Source organism: Cellulosimicrobium sp. I38E (assembly GCF_001647255.1).
GTDB classification, from domain to species: domain Bacteria; phylum Actinomycetota; class Actinomycetes; order Actinomycetales; family Cellulomonadaceae; genus Cellulosimicrobium; species Cellulosimicrobium cellulans_E.
Window position 1 is genome coordinate 1 of sequence record NZ_LUAZ01000062.1, and the last position, 18,172, is coordinate 18,172.

At 74.5% G+C, this 18,172-nt stretch carries 12 protein-coding genes; 3 read left to right on the top strand and 9 right to left on the bottom strand.

From position 1 onward, the window contains the following. The 3 genes from A0J59_RS17905 to A0J59_RS17915 form a co-directional block, all read left to right on the top strand. On the top strand, nt 1–303 hold a 303-nt coding region (locus A0J59_RS17905), incomplete at its 5' end, for a 6-phosphogluconolactonase (RefSeq protein WP_172820083.1). A gap of 339 nt (nt 304–642) precedes the next feature. Then, the gene (locus A0J59_RS17910) at nt 643–1,317 is read left to right on the top strand and encodes a hypothetical protein (RefSeq protein ID WP_064317010.1); all 675 of its coding nucleotides are present in this window, start codon (nt 643–645) and stop codon (nt 1,315–1,317) included. A gap of 221 nt (nt 1,318–1,538) precedes the next feature. Then, entirely contained in the window at nt 1,539–3,752 is a 2,214-nt protein-coding gene (locus tag A0J59_RS17915; RefSeq protein WP_064317011.1) for an exo-alpha-sialidase, read from the top strand. Nucleotides 3,753–3,798: 46 nt separating this feature from the next. Here A0J59_RS17915 and A0J59_RS17920 read toward each other — a convergent pair whose 3' ends face one another. The 9 genes from A0J59_RS17920 to A0J59_RS17960 all read right to left on the bottom strand — a co-directional run bounded on the left by A0J59_RS17920 (nt 3,799) and on the right by A0J59_RS17960 (nt 18,075). Further along, complete coding sequence (locus tag A0J59_RS17920) at nt 3,799–4,452, bottom strand: YrhK family protein (RefSeq protein WP_064317012.1); 654 nt, start codon at nt 4,450–4,452, stop codon at nt 3,799–3,801. A 5-nt stretch (nt 4,453–4,457) separates the two neighbouring features. Then, nucleotides 4,458–5,828 (bottom strand): glutamate decarboxylase, encoded by a 1,371-nt coding sequence (locus A0J59_RS17925; RefSeq protein ID WP_047233457.1) that lies wholly within the window; start codon nt 5,826–5,828, stop codon nt 4,458–4,460. A gap of 87 nt (nt 5,829–5,915) precedes the next feature. Continuing rightward, nucleotides 5,916–6,233, bottom strand: a complete 318-nt coding sequence (locus A0J59_RS17930; protein ID WP_047233456.1) for an SHOCT domain-containing protein — start codon at nt 6,231–6,233, stop codon at nt 5,916–5,918. A gap of 26 nt (nt 6,234–6,259) precedes the next feature. Continuing rightward, nucleotides 6,260–6,736, bottom strand: a complete 477-nt coding sequence (locus A0J59_RS17935) for a DUF6325 family protein (protein ID WP_047233455.1) — start codon at nt 6,734–6,736, stop codon at nt 6,260–6,262. Nucleotides 6,737–6,859: 123 nt separating this feature from the next. After that, nucleotides 6,860–9,226, bottom strand: a complete 2,367-nt coding sequence (locus tag A0J59_RS17940) for an arylsulfatase (RefSeq protein ID WP_064317013.1) — start codon at nt 9,224–9,226, stop codon at nt 6,860–6,862. A gap of 194 nt (nt 9,227–9,420) precedes the next feature. Beyond that, the gene (locus A0J59_RS17945) at nt 9,421–11,655 is read right to left on the bottom strand and encodes a LuxR family transcriptional regulator (protein ID WP_064317014.1); all 2,235 of its coding nucleotides are present in this window, start codon (nt 11,653–11,655) and stop codon (nt 9,421–9,423) included. Nucleotides 11,656–11,705: 50 nt separating this feature from the next. Continuing rightward, nucleotides 11,706–12,080 (bottom strand): carboxymuconolactone decarboxylase family protein, encoded by a 375-nt coding sequence (locus A0J59_RS17950; protein ID WP_082141308.1) that lies wholly within the window; start codon nt 12,078–12,080, stop codon nt 11,706–11,708. A 208-nt stretch (nt 12,081–12,288) separates the two neighbouring features. After that, nucleotides 12,289–14,859, bottom strand: a complete 2,571-nt coding sequence (locus tag A0J59_RS17955) for a glycoside hydrolase family 31 protein (protein ID WP_064317016.1) — start codon at nt 14,857–14,859, stop codon at nt 12,289–12,291. 162 nt (nt 14,860–15,021) lie between these two features. Beyond that, nucleotides 15,022–18,075: a CBM35 domain-containing protein gene (locus A0J59_RS17960; RefSeq protein ID WP_082919166.1), complete on the bottom strand. Its 3,054-nt coding sequence runs from the start codon at nt 18,073–18,075 to the stop codon at nt 15,022–15,024. Between the last annotated feature and the right edge of the window lie 97 nt (nt 18,076–18,172).

Genomic DNA, 18,172 nt, shown 5'->3' on the forward strand with positions numbered 1-18,172 from the left:
CGTGAGGACAACGCGCGGTTCTTCGGTGACGACGTGGACCAGGTGCCGCGGCACTGCCTGACGCAGGGGCTGGCCACGATCATGTCGGCGCGGCACCTGGTGCTGCTGGCCACGGGCAAGGGCAAGGCGGAGGCGGTGCACCAGCTCGTGGAGGGTCCGATCTCGGCGTTGTGGCCCGCGACGATCATGCAGATGCACCCGCACGCCACGGTGCTGGTCGACGACGCGGCGGCCTCGCGCCTCCAGCTCGGGGACTACTACCGCCAGACGTACGCGTCCAAGCCCGACTGGCAGGGCCTCTAGACCGGCGCCAGGCGCCGAGAACGACCCTCCTCGCTGCCGAGCACGACGTCGGTGTCGCTTTCGGCCGGATAACGACACGGATGTCGTTCTCGACTGCCGGGATTCACCCGCGATCGAACTGGACGCCCGTCCAGTTGGCTGTCTAGCGTGGGGGCCAGCCGGTGCCCGTACGCTCAGCCCCCTGCCAGTACGGGCACCGGCGATCACGGCGGTGCCGCCTCACGCGTCCGACACGCCCGCGCCCTTGCTGCCCCGAACCGCCCGTCCGGCGGTGGCACGGTCGCGCCCTCAGGACGGTACCCGTCGCGCTCGACCGACCACGACCCGACGGGAACGACCATGAGCACCACGACCGGCCGCCGCACCCTCGTGCGGGCCACCACAGCCGCCGCCCTCGCCGCCTCCGCCGCGCTGCTCGCCGGCCCGGCCGCCCACGCCGCCGAGGACGACACCTACGTGCCGTCCCAGCCGTCGATGCGCCTCACGACGCTCGTCTCGGCGTGCGAGCAGGACGCCGCGTACCTCGACTACGCGATCGAGGTCGAGGGCACCGACCACGACACCGTGACGGTCACCTGGATCAACCCCGACGGCGAGAGCGTCGCCCGGTCCGGGCTCCCGCTCCAGGGCCGTCTGCTGTGGCCGGGCGCCGTCGTGGACGACCAGGGCAAGGGCGTCGACTGGCCGGGATGGCGCCTCGAGGACGGCGAGTGGGTCGAGGGCGACGAGTACGACTGGGTGCGCCCCGCCGTCGACGTGAGCTTCGAGGTCAACCCGCACGTCCTCGTGACGACGGTCTACCCGCCCTCCTCGCCCGACTGCGCGACGAACCCGCCCGGGCACGACGACCCGGCCGGCGTCGTCCCCGTGTCGAACGAGGTGAGCGCGCCCGCGCAGAACCCGAGCCTCGCGGAGACCGGTGCGACGGTCGGGCTGTACGCGGCCGTCGCCGCCGGTCTCGCCGCGGTGGGCGCCGCCGTCGTGCTCCTGTCCCGTCGCGCGCGCCGAGGCTGACCCGCCTCCGCGCCACCGTTCTCGACGCCCGTCGGCCGCAGACCCCCTGCGGCCGGCGGGCGCCGTGCTGCACGCACGACGGCGGTCCTTGACCCGCGCGTCCCGCCGGGCTACCGTCCTAACGTCAGACATCTGACGTCATCTGTCCCAGCGTTCTCGGCAGCGTCGCCGCGTTCCCACGTCGTACCCGCCGCGCCGAGGCACCGACCGGAAGGAACGGCATGATCGGACACCTCCGCAGACCCGCGCGCCGCGCGCTGACCCTCGCCACCGCGCTCGCGCTCGGGGTGAGCGGCGCCGTCGTCCCCGTCACGACGGCGGCGGCCCACCACACCGCCCTCGCGCCCGACCACGACCTCGGCCCCGCGACCGGTGGCCCGGGCACCTACACCGAGCAGCAGCTCGCGACCAACGGCCAGGGCGGCTTCCCCAACTACCGGATCCCGGCGCTCACCGTGGCGCCCAACGGCGACGTCCTCGCGTCCTACGACGGCCGTCCCACCGCGGCCGACTCCCCCGGCCCGAACTCGATCCTCCAGCGCCGCTCCACCGACGCGGGCGTCACGTGGGGTCCGCAGGAGGTCGTCGCGGCCGGGAAGACCACCGCGCCGATCGAGGGCTACTCGGACCCGAGCTACGTCGTCGACCGCGAGACGGGCACCGTCTTCAGCTTCCACGTGAAGTCGTACGACCAGGGCTTCGGCGGCTCCCAGCCCGGGGTCGACCCGACCGCGCGCAACGTCATCCACGCGAACGTCTCCACCTCGACGGACGACGGGCGCACGTGGACGCACCGCACGATCACCGCGGACGTCACGGCCGACCTGGGCTGGCGCTCGCGCTTCGCCGCCTCGGGCCAGGGCATCCAGCTCCGCTACGGCGAGCACGCGGGGCGCCTGGTGCAGCAGTACACGATCATCAACGGCTCGGGGCAGTTCCAGGCCGTCTCCGTGTACTCCGACGACCACGGCGCGACCTGGCAGGTCGGCAGCCCCGTCGGCACCGGCATGGACGAGAACAAGACCGTCGAGCTCTCGGACGGGCGCGTCATGCTCAACTCGCGCGACTCGGCGCGCTCGGGCTTCCGCAAGGTGGCCTACTCGACCGACGGCGGCGTCACGTACGGCCCGGTGACCCTCGACCGCGAGCTCCCCGACCCGACCAACAACGCTGCGATCGTGCGCGCGTACCCGAACGCGCCGCAGGGCTCCGCCGAGGCGAAGGTGCTCCTCTTCTCGAACGCGGCGTCGCAGTCCGGCCGCGTCAACGGCACGGTCCGCGTCAGCTACGACGACGGCGAGACGTGGCCCGTCGCGCGCGTCTTCCAGCCCGGTGGCATGGCGTACTCGACGCTCGCGACGCTCCCCGACGGCACCGTCGGCCTGCTCTACGAGCCCGACGGCGGGGGCGGCGGCATCCGCTTCGCCAAGCTCGACCACGACTGGCTCCTCGCCGCGCCGAGCAGCACGCCGGGCGACATCGAGGTCACCGCCGCGAGCGTGACGAGCACGGCCCCCGCGGGCGGCTACGCCGTCGGCGACGTCGTCACGTACGCGTTCACCGTCACCAACCTGTCCGACGCCGTCACGACGGTCTCCCCGACCGGGGACCTCGAGCGCTTCGACCCGGCCCAGGGCGCGCCGAACTGCCGCTACCGGGACCTCGCTCCGCGTGCCGCGTACACGTGCACGTCCGCGCGGCACACGGTCACGCAGGCCGACCTCGACGCGGGGTTCTTCGCGCCGACCACGACGTGGACGTCGACGTCCGGCACGACCGTCACGACGGTCGAGCACGAGGGGCCGGGCGTGTACTTTGGGGCGCCGGGCAACATCTCCGTGCAGGGCGCGCACGCGAACCCGCAGGACGGGTACGCCGTCGGCGACGTGCTCCGGTTCACCTACACCGTCCGCAACCTGTCCACGGCGGCGACCTCCGTGGTCCCGACCGGGAACCTCGCCGGCCTCGACCCCGCGAACGCGGCGCAGAACTGCCGCTACCGCACCCTGCCGGCCGAGGGCTCGTACACGTGCACGTTCGCGCACCACGTGGTGACCCGGGCCGACCTCGACCGCGGGTCGTTCACGCCGGACACCACGTGGACCTCGACGTCCGGGTCGAGCGTGACCGTCGTCGAGCTCGACGGTCCGACGGTCGAGCTCGGCGGCGCCGCCTCGCTCGACGTGCAGGCGGTGAGCCGCTGCCTCGCCGGTCGGGCCTACGTCGCGGTGACCGCCCGCAACACGGGCGACGCCCCGACCGACGTCACGCTGCGCACGCCGTTCGGTGAGCGCACCGTCGCAGGCGTCGCGCCGGGCAGCTCGGCGTACCAGTCGTTCGCGGTCCGCACGGCGTCGGTCGGCGCCGGGACCGCGAGCGCCGCGGCCGGGTCAGGGTCGGTCGACGCGGGCTACGCGGCCGCGACCTGCGCCTGACCGACCGACGCCGTCCTCCCGGCCGGGTGGAGCACCGCGAGGTGCCTCACCCGGCCGGGAGCGCGTCGCTCGGCGCGGGTGCGTCGACCGACCGCCGCGACAGCAGCGCCGCGACGAGGAAGCACACCGCTCCGACGAGCGTGCCGGCGTCGTCCCACCACTCGCTCACGTAGGTGCCCGTGGCGGGCGAGACGTACGCCCCGACCGCCGACACGCCGAACGCGACGGAACCGAGCAGGTTGAGCCACGTGCCGTGCCACGTGCGCGCGTCGACGTCCCACAGGTGCCCGCGGTCCCGCGTCGCGACGACGGCGAACGCGGACGACACGAGGAACGCGACGGAGCCGTAGGCGTCGGGCTTCCAGCCCGCGCCGAGCGCGGTCGGGTCGTCGACCGCCGCCACCAGCGCCGCGATCGTGCTCACGTTGAAGCACAGCGTCCCGACGAGCTGGACGGCCGCGGCCCACCAGTCCCACCGGTCGGCCGGGTGCGTCCCGGCGCGCGGCGGGCGCCGCCCGCTCAGGCCGAGCTGCACGAACGCGGCGGCGGTGAAGAACACCGCGCCGACGACGAACGTGACGTTCGTGGCCACCGCGCCGACCGCGTCGGCGTAGGGCGGGAGCGCCCCGACGAGGAAGCACAGCGACCCGACCGCGAACCCCCACGCCGCGCGCCGCAGACGGCGCCCCCGCCGGTCCACGACCGTCAGTGGTGGAAGCCCGAGCGCCGGCCCTCGGCGGGCATGGGCGACGTGAGCCCGTCGAGCCACTCCGTCTCGACCCGGATGTCCTCCAGGAGGTCGTCGGCGAGGTCGCGGCTCACGCCGTTGCGCACGACGATCCGTTGCACGGTGAGGTCCGCGAGGTTGTCGGGCATCGGGTAGGCGGGGACCAGCCAGCCCTTCATGCGCAGCCGGTCCGAGAGGTGATAGAGGTCCCAGTTCTCGGTGTGGCCCGGCTTGAGGCGCCACGCGAACACGGGGATGTCCGACCCGTCGTTCCACAGCTCGAACGCGCCGAGCGCCTCGATCCCGTGCGCGAGGTACTTCGCGACGTCCTGGCACTCCTGCTGGATCGCGGTGTAGCCCTCCCGGCCGAGCCGCAGGAACTGGAAGTACTGGAGCAGCACCTGGGCGCCCGGGCGCGAGAAGTTGAGGGCGAGCGTCGGCATGTTCCCGCCGAGGTAGCTCACGCGGAAGATCAGCTCCTCGGGCAGGGCGTCGAGCGTGCGCCACACGACCCAGCCGACCCCGGGGTACACGAGCCCGTACTTGTGCCCCGACGTGCTGATCGAGTGCACGCGCTCCAGGCGGAAGTCCCACTCGATCTCCGGCTGGAGGAACGGCGCGATCATGGCGCCGGACGCGCCGTCGACGTGGATCGGGACGTCGAGGCCGGTGCGCTCCTGGAGGGCGTCCAGCGCCGCGGCGATCTCCTGCACGGGCTCGTACATGCCCGTGTACGTCACGCCCATGATCGCGACGACGCCGATCGTGTTCTCGTCGACGTACTTCTCGAGGTCGCTGCCGTCGAGGCACGGGTGCTCCTCGGTGATGGGCACGTACCGCGCCTCGACCTCGAAGTAGTTGCAGAACTTCTCCCAGCACACCTGCACGGCCGAGCTCATGATGAGGTTCGGCCGGTCCGCCGGCTTGCCCGCCGCCCGGCGCGCGAGCTGCCACCGCCGCTTGAGCGCCAGGCCCCCGAGCATGCACGCCTCGGACGACCCGATGGTCGACGTGCCGATGCACGCCTTCACGTCGGGCACGTTCCACAGCGACGCGAGGATGCGCCAGCAGTTCTCCTCGACCGCCGCCGTGCGCGGGTACTCGTCCTTGTCCACCATGTTCTTGTCGTAGACCTCGGCGTAGAGCCGGTCCGCCTCGTCGCCCATCCACGTCGCGACGAACGTCGCGAGGTTGAGGCGCGAGTTGCCGTCGAGCATCACCTCGTCGTGAACCACCTGGTAGGCGGACGTCGGCTCCATCTCCGCGTCCGGCAGGGTGAAACGTGGCGCGACCGCCCGCACACCGGCTCGCGTGTAGGTCGGTCGCAGGACGTGCTGCTCGTCGGTCATGCTGGTTCCTTCCGGAACGCCGGGGTCCGGCTCGGTCGAGGGGTGGTCGCCGTCCCGGTCGAGCGGCCGGGACGGCGAGAGTGCCGGTCAGCCGGCGAGGATGCGCGCCTTCTGCGCCTCGAACTCCTCGGGGCTGAGCACCCCCTGGTCACGCAGCGCACCGAGCTGCGTGAGCTGCGCGATGCGCGCGTCCATGTCCGGCGCCGCCGCGGGCGCGGGGGCAGGGGGCGCGTAGGTCGGCTGCGGGGCCGCGTACTGCTGCGGGGGCGGCGCGTACTGCGGCTCCTGCGCCGCCTCCTGCGCGGCCCAGCGCCCCGCCTGGCGGCGGGAGACGCGGTTGGAGACGGCGGTCGCGGTTCCGGCGACGACGGCGGTGCGCGCGACACCACGGATCAGTCCAGGCACGGGATCCTCCTTCGGGACGGTCCGGATCAGGCGTCCGGCTCGGTGGCGTCCAGCGCCGCGATGAGCGCCTGGACCGGGATGCGCCCGCTCGCGACGAGCTGGGCGCCGTTGCGGCGCAGGGCGGTCGCGAAGGGCGCCGCCCAGACGTTCTCGTAGACCAGCACGACGGCCGTCATGCCGGGCTCGACGGCGCTCGCGGCCTCGTCGAGGTCGTCGTCGCCGAGCAGGCCCGACCGCGACCCCTCGAACACCGCGAGCTCGGTCGACCCGTCGTCAAGCTCCTCGAGACCGAGGCCGACGACGCTGCCGTCGTCCTCCCGACGCACGACCACGAGGTCGAGCACCCGGATGATGCCGCGTTCCACGAGGTCGACGAGGTGCGGGAAGGCCTTGTCGCCCGTCGCCCGGTCCGTCGGGAGCTCGATCACCAGGAAGTCGATCGGCCCGCTCTCCTCGAGGTCGCCGAGCTCGCTCCCGACCCCGTCGCTGAGTTCCTGCGTCATCGTCGCGTCCTCTCCGCGTCCGTCCCGCGCGGCGCGCGCGGGCCTGTCCTCAGGCTCGTCGTCGCCGCCGGTCGCGTCCTCACCCAGAACGAGTGAACTCGCGGCCGACGACGACCCCGGCGGCTACCGGTCCGCCCCGTCGGTCGCGGGCAGCAGGTACTCCACGTGCACGGCGTCGATGCGCCCGTCGAGCGCGAACGGCATGCGGTCCGCGTACGCGCGCGACACCGCGCCGCCGTACGCGCGCCCGACGTCGAGGCAGTCGTTCGCGGAGAACAGCAGCGGCGCGCTCACGGGCACCGTGCCCGAGCCGACGTCGGTGCCGTCGACGCGCAGGACGACCTCGAGCGGCCCGCCCGGCCGCGGCTCGACGTACGTCGTCTCGACCTCCACCGTGTGGTCGCCGGCCGTGAGCGGCGCGCTCGACCGGACCACCGTCCGCTGGATGAGGAACAGGTTGTACTCGTAGGTGAGGACGCCGTCGAGCAGGAAGCACGTGAGCCCGCCGCCCGCTCCCCCGAGCTTGTAGAGCACGCCGTTCGCGGCGTCGGGCACGGAGAGCCGGATCTCCACCCGGTTGGGGCGGTTGCCGAGCGCGGGCGCGCAGAACTCGGGGACGCGCACCGTGTCCCCGGACAGGTCCCACGCCGTGTACGGCGGGCTGATCCGGTCCTCGGGGTGGATCGCCGGGACCCACAGGCCGCCGCCCACGGGCAGGACGTCGTTGCGGGCCGCCTCGATCGCGAACAGCTCCTTGAGCTGGGCGAGCTTCTCGGGGTGCTCCGCGGCGAGGTCGTGCGCCTGGCTCCAGTCCTCGTCGAGGTGGTACAGCTCCCAGGGGTCCTCGTCCGGGGTCCACGTCCGGATCCCGGCCGGCATCCCCTGCACCCAGGGCAGCCGCGGGCCCGTCGCCGACGCCATCCACCCGTCGGCGTAGATGGACCGGCTGCCCATGATCTCGAAGTACTGCGTCCGACGGCGGCCCTCCGCAGCGGCGTCGTCGATCGAGTAGGCGAAGCTCGTCCCGTCGATCGGGTCCTGCGGGACCCCGTTCACCGTGTCGGGGTGGGAGATGCCGAGGATCTCGTAGATCGTCGGCGCGAGGTCGACGACGTGGTGGAACTGCGTGCGCGGCACGGGGTCCGGCTCGATGCGCCCGGGCCAGCTCACGAACATCGGGTTCCGCGTGCCACCGAGGTGGGACGCGAGGAGCTTCATGCCCTGGTACGGCGACGACCCGGCCCACGCCCACGCGGCGTGGTACTGGTTGTCGGTCGCGGGGGTGCCGAGGGCGTCGAGCCCGCCGAGCTCGTCGAGCGCGGCGATGTGCTGCTCGACCGTCGACGGGATGCCGTTCTGGGCCAGCAGCTCGCTGATCGTCCCGTTCTGCCCCTCGCCGGACGACCCGTTGTCGCCCCAGATGTAGACGACGATCGTGTCGTCCGCGTACCCGAGCCGCTCGACCTCGTCGAGCAGCCGTCCGGCCTGCACGTCCGCGTGCTCGCCGAACCCTGCGGCGACCTCCATGAGCCGCGCCTGGAACGCCTTCTGGTCGTCCGGGATGTCGTCCCACCCGGCGAGGCTCTCGGGCCGGGGGGTCAGCTCGGCGTCCTCGGGCACCCAGCCCGCGGCCTTCGCGCCCGCGAGCGCCCGCTCCCGGTAGGCGTCCCAGCCGTCGTCGAACGCCCCGGCGTACCTGTCCGCCCACTCCTTCATGATGTGGTGCGGCCCGTGCAGCGCGCCGGTGGCCCAGTAGACGAAGAACGGCTTGTCCGGCGCGTTCGCCTTGTGGTCGCGGAGCCAGCGCATCGCGTCGTCGGCGATGTCCTCGCTGAGGTGGTATCCCTCCTCCGGGGTCTTCGGCGGCAGCGTCGGGGTCGTGTTGCGCACCAGGTGCGGCTCGTACTGCGACGCCTCGCCCGCGAGGAAGCCGTAGAAGTACTCGAACCCGTACCCGGTGGGCCAGCGGTCGAACGGGCCGGACGACGTCGTCTCCTCCGCGGGCGTGTTGTGCCACTTGCCCCACGCTCCCGTCGCGTAGCCGTACTGGCGCAGCACCTCGGCGATCGTCGCGCTGCTCTTCGGGATGTGCCCCGAGTACCCGTCCCAGTCGTTCGCGAGCTCCGCGATCTGCCCGTTGCCGACCCGGTGGTGGTTGCGCCCGGTGAGCAGCGACGCGCGCGTCGGGGAGCACATCGCGGTCGTGTGGAACCGGTTGTACCCGATGCCGTTCGCGCGGACCCGGTCGAGAGTCGGCGTCCGCACGGCGCCGCCGAGCGTCGTCGGGAGCGCCGGACCGGCGTCGTCGATGAGGATCACGACGACGTTCGGCGCGTCCGCGGGCAGGTGCCGCTCCGGGGGGCGCGGGGAGTACGTGGACTCCTGGATCGTCCGTCCGGCGACGCTCCCGGACCGGCGCGGCGGGAACGGCAGAGACCGCTCGGCGGGCAGCGGCGGTCCGACGACCGTCCGGCGGGGCTCGTCACTCATCGTTGCCTCTCCTGTCTGTCCACGACGTCACGGACCGGCGGCGCTGGCGGACCGGCTCAGGTCGCCGGACCGTCGTGCAGGTGGGGAACGCCCGGCGGCCCGACGACGCGTCGACCGTAGGTCCGCCCCGGCGGCGAGGGCATCACGCAGATCGCGCGAACGACGCCACGCCGGCCCCGCGGCGGGGGCGCCGCTCAGCTCCCGAGGAGGCCGAGGGTCACGGCGCGCTCGACGGCGGCGCCACGGGTCGTGGCGCCGAGCTTGCGGTAGATCGCGCCGACCTGCGTGCTCACGGTGTTGCGGGAGACGAAGAGCCGGCGGCCGATCTCCGCCATCGTGAGGTGGGTCTGCAGGTACGGCAGGAGGCGGAGCTCGGCCGGGGTGAGCGGTGGGGCGCCGTGCGTCGCGGCGACGGTCTCGAGCCGGGCCCGGAGCGCGGCGACCTCGCCCACCAGGAGCCCCACGCGCGGGCGGCGGCGCAGGACCTCGGCGGCCTCGGCGGCGAGGTGGCTCGCGGTCGTGCGGTCCCCGAGGGCGAGGCACGCGTACCCGAGCTGGAGCCGGACGCGCAGCGCGAGGTACGGCATGACGTACGTGCAGGGCACCCGGGCGCGCATCCCGCGGGCGACGAACCGCTCCGCCGCGGTGCGCTCGCCCCGGTGCGCGGCGACGCGGGCCCGGACGGCGAAGGCGATCGCCGTGGTCGAGTAGCCCTCCATGTGGTGGGCGTCGACCGTGTCGACCGCGGCGCGCGCGTGCCGCTCGGCGTCGTCCCACCGGCCGTCGTCGAGCGCGAGGATCCCCAGCTCCGCCTCGCTGAGCAGCACGGAGTCCGGGTTCCCCGCCTCGGTCCCGCACGCCACGGCCTCGACGAACGCGTCGCGCGCCGCGTCCCGGTCGCCCACCAGCAGGTGGGCCGAGCCCAGCAGGTGGAGCGCCTGGTCCCGCCACGGGCTCCACGCGGGCTCGTGCTCGACGGCGTAGGCCGCGCACGCGAGGGACGCCTCCGGCCCGTCGACGCACATCGCGGCTCGCACCTGGCACCGGGCGGACTCGAGCGCGACGCGGTCGTCGTCCGGGAGGAGGGACGCGTCGAAGCCCTCCAGCACGGCGGCCCACCGCTCGGCCGCCGGGGACTCGCCGAGCAGCAGCGCGCGCCACGCGGCGACGACCGTGAGCTCGGGGAACGCCTCGACGACGGCGTCGCCGAGGGTGTCGAGCCAGCGCGTCACGACGGCCACCCCGCCGTCCTGGTACGTCGACAGCGCGAGGCGCGCGACGAGGACGGCCGCCTCCTCGACGTCACCTGCCGCGAGGAGGTGCTCGACCGCCCGGGCCTCCAGACCCTCCTCGACGTGCCAGGCGGCGGCGCGGCGGTGGAGCGGCGCGACGGCGTCGGGCTCGACCCGGTCGAGCTCCGCCAGCAGGAACTCACGGAACAGCGCGTGGTAGCGGAACCAGCCGCGGTGATGGTCGAGCGGGACGAGGAACAGGCTCGCGTCCTCCAGCTCGCGCAGCCGCTCCGCGGCGTCGAAGGTGCCGAGCAGGGCGTCGCACGTCGGCGCCGAGAGCTGGTCGAGCACGGCCGTGGCGCGCAGGAAGTGCTGGGTCCGCGCGGGGAGGAGGGTCATGCACTCGCGGTACAGGTAGTCGGCGACGAACCGGTCCGTGCCCGTGAGGGACGACGGGTCCTCGCCGTCGCGCACGAGCAGCGCGCAGAGGAAGACGCCCGTCGGCCATCCCTCGCACCGCTCGACCACGCGGTCCAGCGCCTCGCCCGGCTCGACGCCCGCCGCACGGAAGATCTCGCGTGCACCGGCCACGTCGACCCGCAGGTCGTCGGGGCCGATCTCGACGAGGTCGCCCTCCACGCGCCGTCGCGCGCCGTGCCCGGGCGTGCGGCGGGTCGCGACGACGACCTGCGACCCCGGGGGCACACCGCCGAGCACGACCTCGAGCGCGTCCTGGCAGGCCACCGAGCCGGCCTCGTGGAGGTCGTCGACGAACAGCACGAACGGCGTCGCGGTCCGCGCGAGCGCCGCCGCGAGCAGCGGCGCGGACCGTCCCAGCATCGCCGACCCGGTGCCGCGCATCTCCGCCGACACCGCGGCGACCTCCGGCGAGACGGACGCGCACGCGAGCGCGAGCAGCGTCAGGAGCGCCCCGGGGTCGTCGTCGAGCCGGTCGAGGCTGGCCCACGCGACCGCGCGGTCCTCGACGCCCGCCCACTCGGCGAGCATCGTCGTCTTGCCGTAACCCGGCGGGGCCGTCACCACGACGACGCGAGCGTCGTCACGCCGGGCCCTGTCGACGAGCGCGCGCCGGGAGACCGCACCGCGGCGCGGCGCCGGCGGCTCGACCTTGCCCGCGAGCAGCGCCGTGCTGAGATCCGGTCGCGCGGTGACCGCCTGACGGCTCCCGTCGGACACGCGAGCAGCCTAGGAGCGGCCTCCGGGGCCCTCAACCGGAGCGGGGGAAATCACCCGGGACGCCGGAGCGCGCCGCCCGAGGACGCGCCGTCGTCCACAGGCCCGTCCGCGTCGTCCCACCCCTCGACGGGCTCGAGACCCAGGGCGAGCGCGACCCGTGGCGCGGCGGCCACGACCGTCGGCAGCCCGACGACCGGCACGACCGCCGCGAGGACACCCACCACCTCCGCCGGGTCGACCCCGGCCTCGACCGCCCCGTCGATCTCCGCCCCGTACGTGGGGACCGACGCGCCGACGGCGACGGCGGCAGCGATCCGCACCAGGGCACGGTCGCGCCCGCAGAGCGCGTCGTCCTCCAGCCCGGCGCCGTCGGCGACGCGCTCGTCGTTGATCGTGAGCCGCCGGAGCACCTCCGCATGGTCCACGCCGACCACCCACCCTTCCGACGCGGGCGCGGCCGGGACCGGCCGGCCCGGGCCCGTCCCCCTGCCCGATCGCCCCTCCCCGCCAGCATGACGACGGCACGGCGCGCGGTCGTCACGCAGAACGCATGACGGCGACCACACGCAGGCCCGGCGCTCGTCCGGGTGCCGCGCCGCCCCAGCACGAACGGCGCGGCACCCCGATGGACCCTCAGGCCGGTCGGACGGCTTCCGACAGGCCGGTGAGGACGTCCCCGCCGGCGACGTGCTGCCCTGGCGCGCGGGCCAGGAGGATCTCGGTGAGCGCGGACTCGAGCGCGCGCGGCAGCCCGAGCGCGTGCAGGTGCGACACGCGCACCGACCGGGGCCGGTCCGCCGTGAGCACGCGGTGGGCGCGCTCCTTGTCGTCGTACGGGACGCGAGCGCGGTCGAGCGCGGCGAACACGCGGGCCGCGACGTCGTTGTCCGCGAGGCGGGGGTCGTCACCGAGGTCGACGACGAGGCGGGACGTCGGTGCGACCGCCTCGACCGTGACGTGCAGCCCGTGGTCGTCGCGCTCGACGAGAGCGTCGGCGGGCGTGCCGTCGACCGTGACGACGGGCGCGACGTCGGCGGGGGCACGCAGGCCCCCGAGCGCCGGGAACGTCAGCGTCCAGCGCCGCGCCGCGGGGACCACGCGGACGTCGCCCTGGACGGGCCCGACGGCGGCACGCCCCGTCGTCTGGTCGAACGTCACCGGCGTGCGCGCCTCACGAGCGGGGTCGCCGGGGGTCTCGCCGGGCAGCCCGCCGCCCGGCGGGAGACCCTCCGCGTCCTCGACGAGGTCGAGCGCACCGTCGGACCCGACGACGACGAGCACCTCGACGTGCTCCGGGTGCGCGACGCCGTTGCCGGGCACCGTCGCGCCGTCGAGCGGCACGATCGCGCCGGTGCGCGCGAGGACCGGGATGCTCGACAGGTCGCGGTGCAGCCACGTCTCGCGACCGCCGTCGTAGACGAGCCCGCCGAGCAGGTCGACCCAGGTACCCTCCGGGAGCCACGCGCGCACCGCGGCGACCCCGCTCTCGGGGTCCGCCGGCGCCGTGAGGGGCGCGACGACCAGCTCGGACCCGAAGAGGTACTGGTTGCGCGCCGCGTAGGCCTCGGGAGCCTCGGGCCACTCGTGGTAGAGCGGCTGGACGAGCGGCACGCCCTCGCGCGCCGCCCGGACGTTCATCGTGTGGAGGTAGGGCAGCAGGCGGTGGCGCAGGCGCAGCGCCGCGACCTGCGCGTCCCGGGCCTCGGGGCCGAACGTCCACGGCTCCTTGCGCGTGAACGGGTTCCCCGCCGAGTGCAGGCGCAGGATCGGCGAGAAGACGCCGAGCTGCACCCAGCGCGTCGCGAGCTCGTCGTCCTTGGTGCCGTGCATGTGGCCGCCGACGTCGTGGCTCCACCACCCGTACCCGATGTTGCTCGCGGTCGCCGTGAAGTACGGCTGGAAGTCGAGCGACTCCCACGAGATGACCGAGTCGCCCGAGAATCCGACCGGGTAGCGGTGGCTCCCCGGACCGGCGTACCGGGAGAAGGTCAGGGCCCGCGTCGCCCGGCCCGCGGCGGCGCGCGACGCCTCACCCGCGTTGTCGAGGTAGTGCACGTGGTTGAGCATCCACAGCGGGTCGATCCCGGGCACGCGCGAGACGCCGCCCTGCTGCCAGTCGACCCACCAGAAGTCGACGCCGTCGCGCTCGAGCCCGCGGTGCAGCACCTCGACGTAGGCGCGCAGGAAGTCGCGGTCGGTCGCGTCGAACGCGACCGGCTCGCCGCTCTCCGGGTCGAGCCCGAGCGCCTCCGCCATCGCCGGGTAGGCGTCCTCGAACGCCCGGACCCCGTCGGCGGGGTGCACGTTGAGCGTGACGCGCAGGCCGTCGTCGTGCAGGGACCGCAGGAACGCCGCCGGGTCGGGGAAGAGGTCGCGGTTCCACGAGTACCCGGTCCAGCCGCTCCCGTGCCGGGGGTCGACGTCGGTCACGTGCCAGTCCATGTCGAGCACCGCGACCGACAGCGGGACGCCCTCGCGACGGAAGCGCCGCACGAGCTCGGCGTACGAGTCGGCCGAGTACCGGTGGAACCGGCTCCACCACGTGCCGAGCGCGTACCGGGGCAGCACCGGCTGCGGCCCGGACAGCGCGTACAGCGCCCGGAGCGCGGCGCGGTAGTCGTGCCCGTACGCGAAGACGTACAGGTCCTGGCGCGACCCGTCGCGCGGGGCGACCCAGCCGTCGTCGTCCAGGACGAGGCCGGCCGAGTCGTCGATCACGGCCCAGCCGTCGCGCGAGACCACCCCGGGGCCCAGCGGGACCGGGCCGTCCGCCTCGTCGAGCGTGCGCGCCGTCCCGCCGAGGTTGCCCGGCCCGTTCCCGACGGCGTCGGGCTCCAGGGGGACGGCCGTCGCCGGGACGCCCGGCCCGCGCTGCCCGTACCGCCACACCCCGTGGTACGCCGAGTGCGCGCCGAGCACCTCGACGCTCAGCCCGCTCGCGCTGAACGGCCCACCGTCGTACCGCAGGCGCAGCCGGTCGGTGACGACCTCGATCCCGTCGTCGGCCCGGGTGACCCGGAAGTCCGGCACCGGCAGGTCGCGGTGGAGCGCGAACGCCGACGCGCGGTCCTCGAACGCGCCGTCCTCGGCGCGCTCGAGCCGCACCAACCCGTCGGCGAGCACCGTGATCCGGTACCGGTCGCCGAGGATCGTCGCCCCGGGACGGGCGACGGGGCTGGTGGCGAGGCGGGGCGGGAAGGTCATGTGCGGTGGTTCCTGTCGGTGCTGGTTCGGGATGCTGGGTCGGCCGCCGAACCCGGGGTTACGGGCGGGCACGGTGCCGAGCCCGGGGATGCCGGCGGGTTCGGCGACCCGGGGTGCCGCGACCCCGGGTTCGGCACCGGCGGACGGGCAGGGCGGTCACGGTCACGGGCGGCTCACCGTGCACGCGAGGCCGTCGAGCGTGGCGGCGTCGAACGCCGGGGCGACGCCGAGGCCGGGGTCGTGCGTGGTGCCGAGCACGACGAACGTCGTGCTGCGTCCCGGACGCAGCGTGGTCCGGCCCGACGCCGTGACCCGCGTACCGTCCTGCGCGACGGTGGCGCCGACGCCCGCGGTCGCGACGTCGCCCGGCCGCGCGTACCACGCGAGCTCCCAGCCGCTCAGCGGCTCGGTGCCGGTGCTGGTGACGCGCACGGTCGTGAGCGTCGTGCCCCCGACGGCGAGCGTCCCCGCCTCGACCGAGCACGTCGTGGGCGCGTCCTCGAGGAGGCCGTAGTTGCCGCCCTCGTCGTGGACGGTGCCCCACAGGTGGTGGTCGCCGTCGGGCTGCGAGGTGACGCCCGAGACGCGGACGTCGGAGAATCGGTGGTCGCCCCCGAGGCGCACGGCGACGCCGTACGACCCGGTGCGCTCGATCGTCGTGTCGCTGACCCGCAGGTCGTTCACCCAGTGGCTGCCGCTCACGAGCAGTCCCTCGTACGTCGAGTCGAGGATCTCGGTGCCGCGGATCACGACCGGCGTCGTGATGTGGCTCGTGTCCGCGAACACCCAGATGCCTCCGAACGACGTGCTCCAGTTGGGCTCCCACCCGCCGGTGCGGATCAGGGTGCTGTCCTCGACGACCGTGGTGCCTGAGAACGGCACCGGGTTGAAGCGCGTGCTGACCGCGACGCCCGCGGCGGCGGTGAGCGTGTCGCGCACCACGAGCCCCGAGACGCTGTTCGAGTCACCGCCGTAGATCGCAGCGCCGTTGCCCAGCAGCGGGCTCGTGACCGTGCTGCGCACGAACGACGAGCGCGTCACCGCGCCGCCCGAGGACCACATCGCCATCGCGTCGTCGCCGGTGTTGCGCACCGTCGCGTGCTCGACGCGCGTGTCCGTCACCCGACCGTGCAGGTGGACGCCGTCCGCGAACGTGTCCCGCACGCGGAGCCCGAGCGCGTAGAGCCCGTCCGTGCCCGTGTCGGCCCAGAGACCGACCTTCGTGTGGGAGATCCAGACGTTCTGGACGAGCGAGCCCTGCCCGAAGCTGCCCTCGAGCGCCGCGTCGAACCGGGCGTCGTCGCGGTACCGGACGTCGCCGTCGACCATGAGGTCCGCGATGGTCACGCCGGACCCCTGCGCATAGAACCCGCCCTTGCCGTCGCGGCCCGCGACCACGGAGTACCAGGGCCCCGCGCCGCGGACCGTGACGTCGTGCACGCGCACGCGATCGGTCAGCGTGAAGCGGCCCGGCGGGACCCACACCCCCGTCCCGGCCTCGCGCGCCGCGGCGACCGCAGCGACGAACGCGGCGGTGTCGTCGGTCGGGGTGGCTGTGGACGAGTCGTCCGTGGCGCCGTGGTCGCGCACGTCCACGAAGCCGGGAGGTGCCGTGAGCGGCGCGGGCGCGACCTCGGTCTCCACGAGGTCCACGGTGTACGGGAGGTCGCCGGAAGCGCTGTCGCGCTGGAGGCGCAGCGTCGTGCCGGCCTTCAGCTCGCGCGGGAGCAGCACGCGCGTCTCGTCGAAGAACCGCCGCGCGCCCCCCTGCGTCGGGTCGTTGCCGTACGGATAGCCGCCGTAGACGTGGGAGTAGCGCGAGGTGACGTCGACGTCGGCGACCTTGCGCCCGCCCGCGTAGACGCCGAGCGAGCCGTCCTGGCCCGTCCCGTCGGTCGAGTCCGGGACCGACGCGCGCAGCACGAGCGCGTTCGCCGGCTCCGTGAGGGTCCACTCGACGTGCTCGCCGGTGCGGTCGAGCGTGACGGCCTGACGGCCCGATGCCTCGGCCGCGACCGTGCGGAGCTCGCGGCTCGGCGCGAGCACCTCGCCGGTCGTGCGGCCGTGCTCGGCCTCGTACGTCGTCGCGGGCGTGGAGGCGCCGCGGTCCGCGAACGCCTGGCCGCGCTGCAGCGTCACGCGGTCGATCTCCAGGCTCGACGGCGCGGGCGCACCCTGGCCCTGTGCGTCGCCCTGGTCTGCTCCGCCTGCCGGACCGGTCGTGCCGTCGGGGTCGTCAGGGTCGGCCGGGTCGGCGACCGTGCGGCGCAGCTCGACGCTGCCCAACCCGGCACGCAGCGGGAGCGTCACGGCGACGTCGCCCCAGCGCTCGCGCGGGGCCAGGACGAGACGCCCGACGGGCTGCCCGTCCACCGCGAGGACCGCGTCCTGGTCGGCGCCGGTCGTGTTGCGGTACCGGAACGTCACGGTCTGGTCGCCGGCCCTCGCGGCGTCCACCGCAACGACGACGCGCGCACGGGGCGCGGCCAGGTCGACGGCCTCCGTCCCGACGGTCGCGCCGTTCGCGGTGAACGCGTCCTCGGCCTCGTACTGCTGCCCCGCGCGTGGGGCCGTGGTGCGCAGGACGTCCGCGACGTCGTCGTACCGCGTGTCGGGGCCGGAGCCCGGCTCCGTGCCGGGCTCGGTCGCACCGCCGCCGGGCGTCGAGAGGTCGCCGACCGTCGTCAGGGCGACCGCGTCGAGGTTGACGTTGCCCGTGTCGTCGGCGTCGAAGCGGTAGACGACGGTCTGCTCGCCCGCGTCGAGCGACACGACCTCCTGGTGCACGAACCACGTGCTCCACGACGCCCCCACCGCGGAGGGCAGCGTGACCTGCCGGTCCTCGGTCGCGCCGTCGTGCACGACGACCTGCGAGAGCGTCATGTCCGAGCCGAGCCCGTTCGCGTACCGGAGGTTGAGGCCGTACTCGCCGGCCTCCGGGACGTCGAGCGTGAAGGTCACGCTCGCGGTCCCGGTGTGGTCGATGACGAACCCGTCGACGAACCCGGTCCCGGAGAACCCGAGGTGGTTGTCGTTCACACCCGCGCCCCCGGCGAGCACCGCGTCCTCCGCCTCGAGCTCGATCGGCAGCGTGGCGGTGACGGCCACCGCGACCTCGGACGACGGGGCGGGCTCGACGGCGGGCTCCGCCGCCGCGGGCCCGGCGACCAGCGCGGCCCCGACGAGCGCGGCGACCACAGCCCCCGCTGTGGGCATGGAACGGGCCCTGTCGGAACGATGCGAGCGTGCCCATTTCCTGCCCACAGCGAGGGTGGGGGTGGGGGTGGGCCAGGTTCGGTGCACGACGAACTCC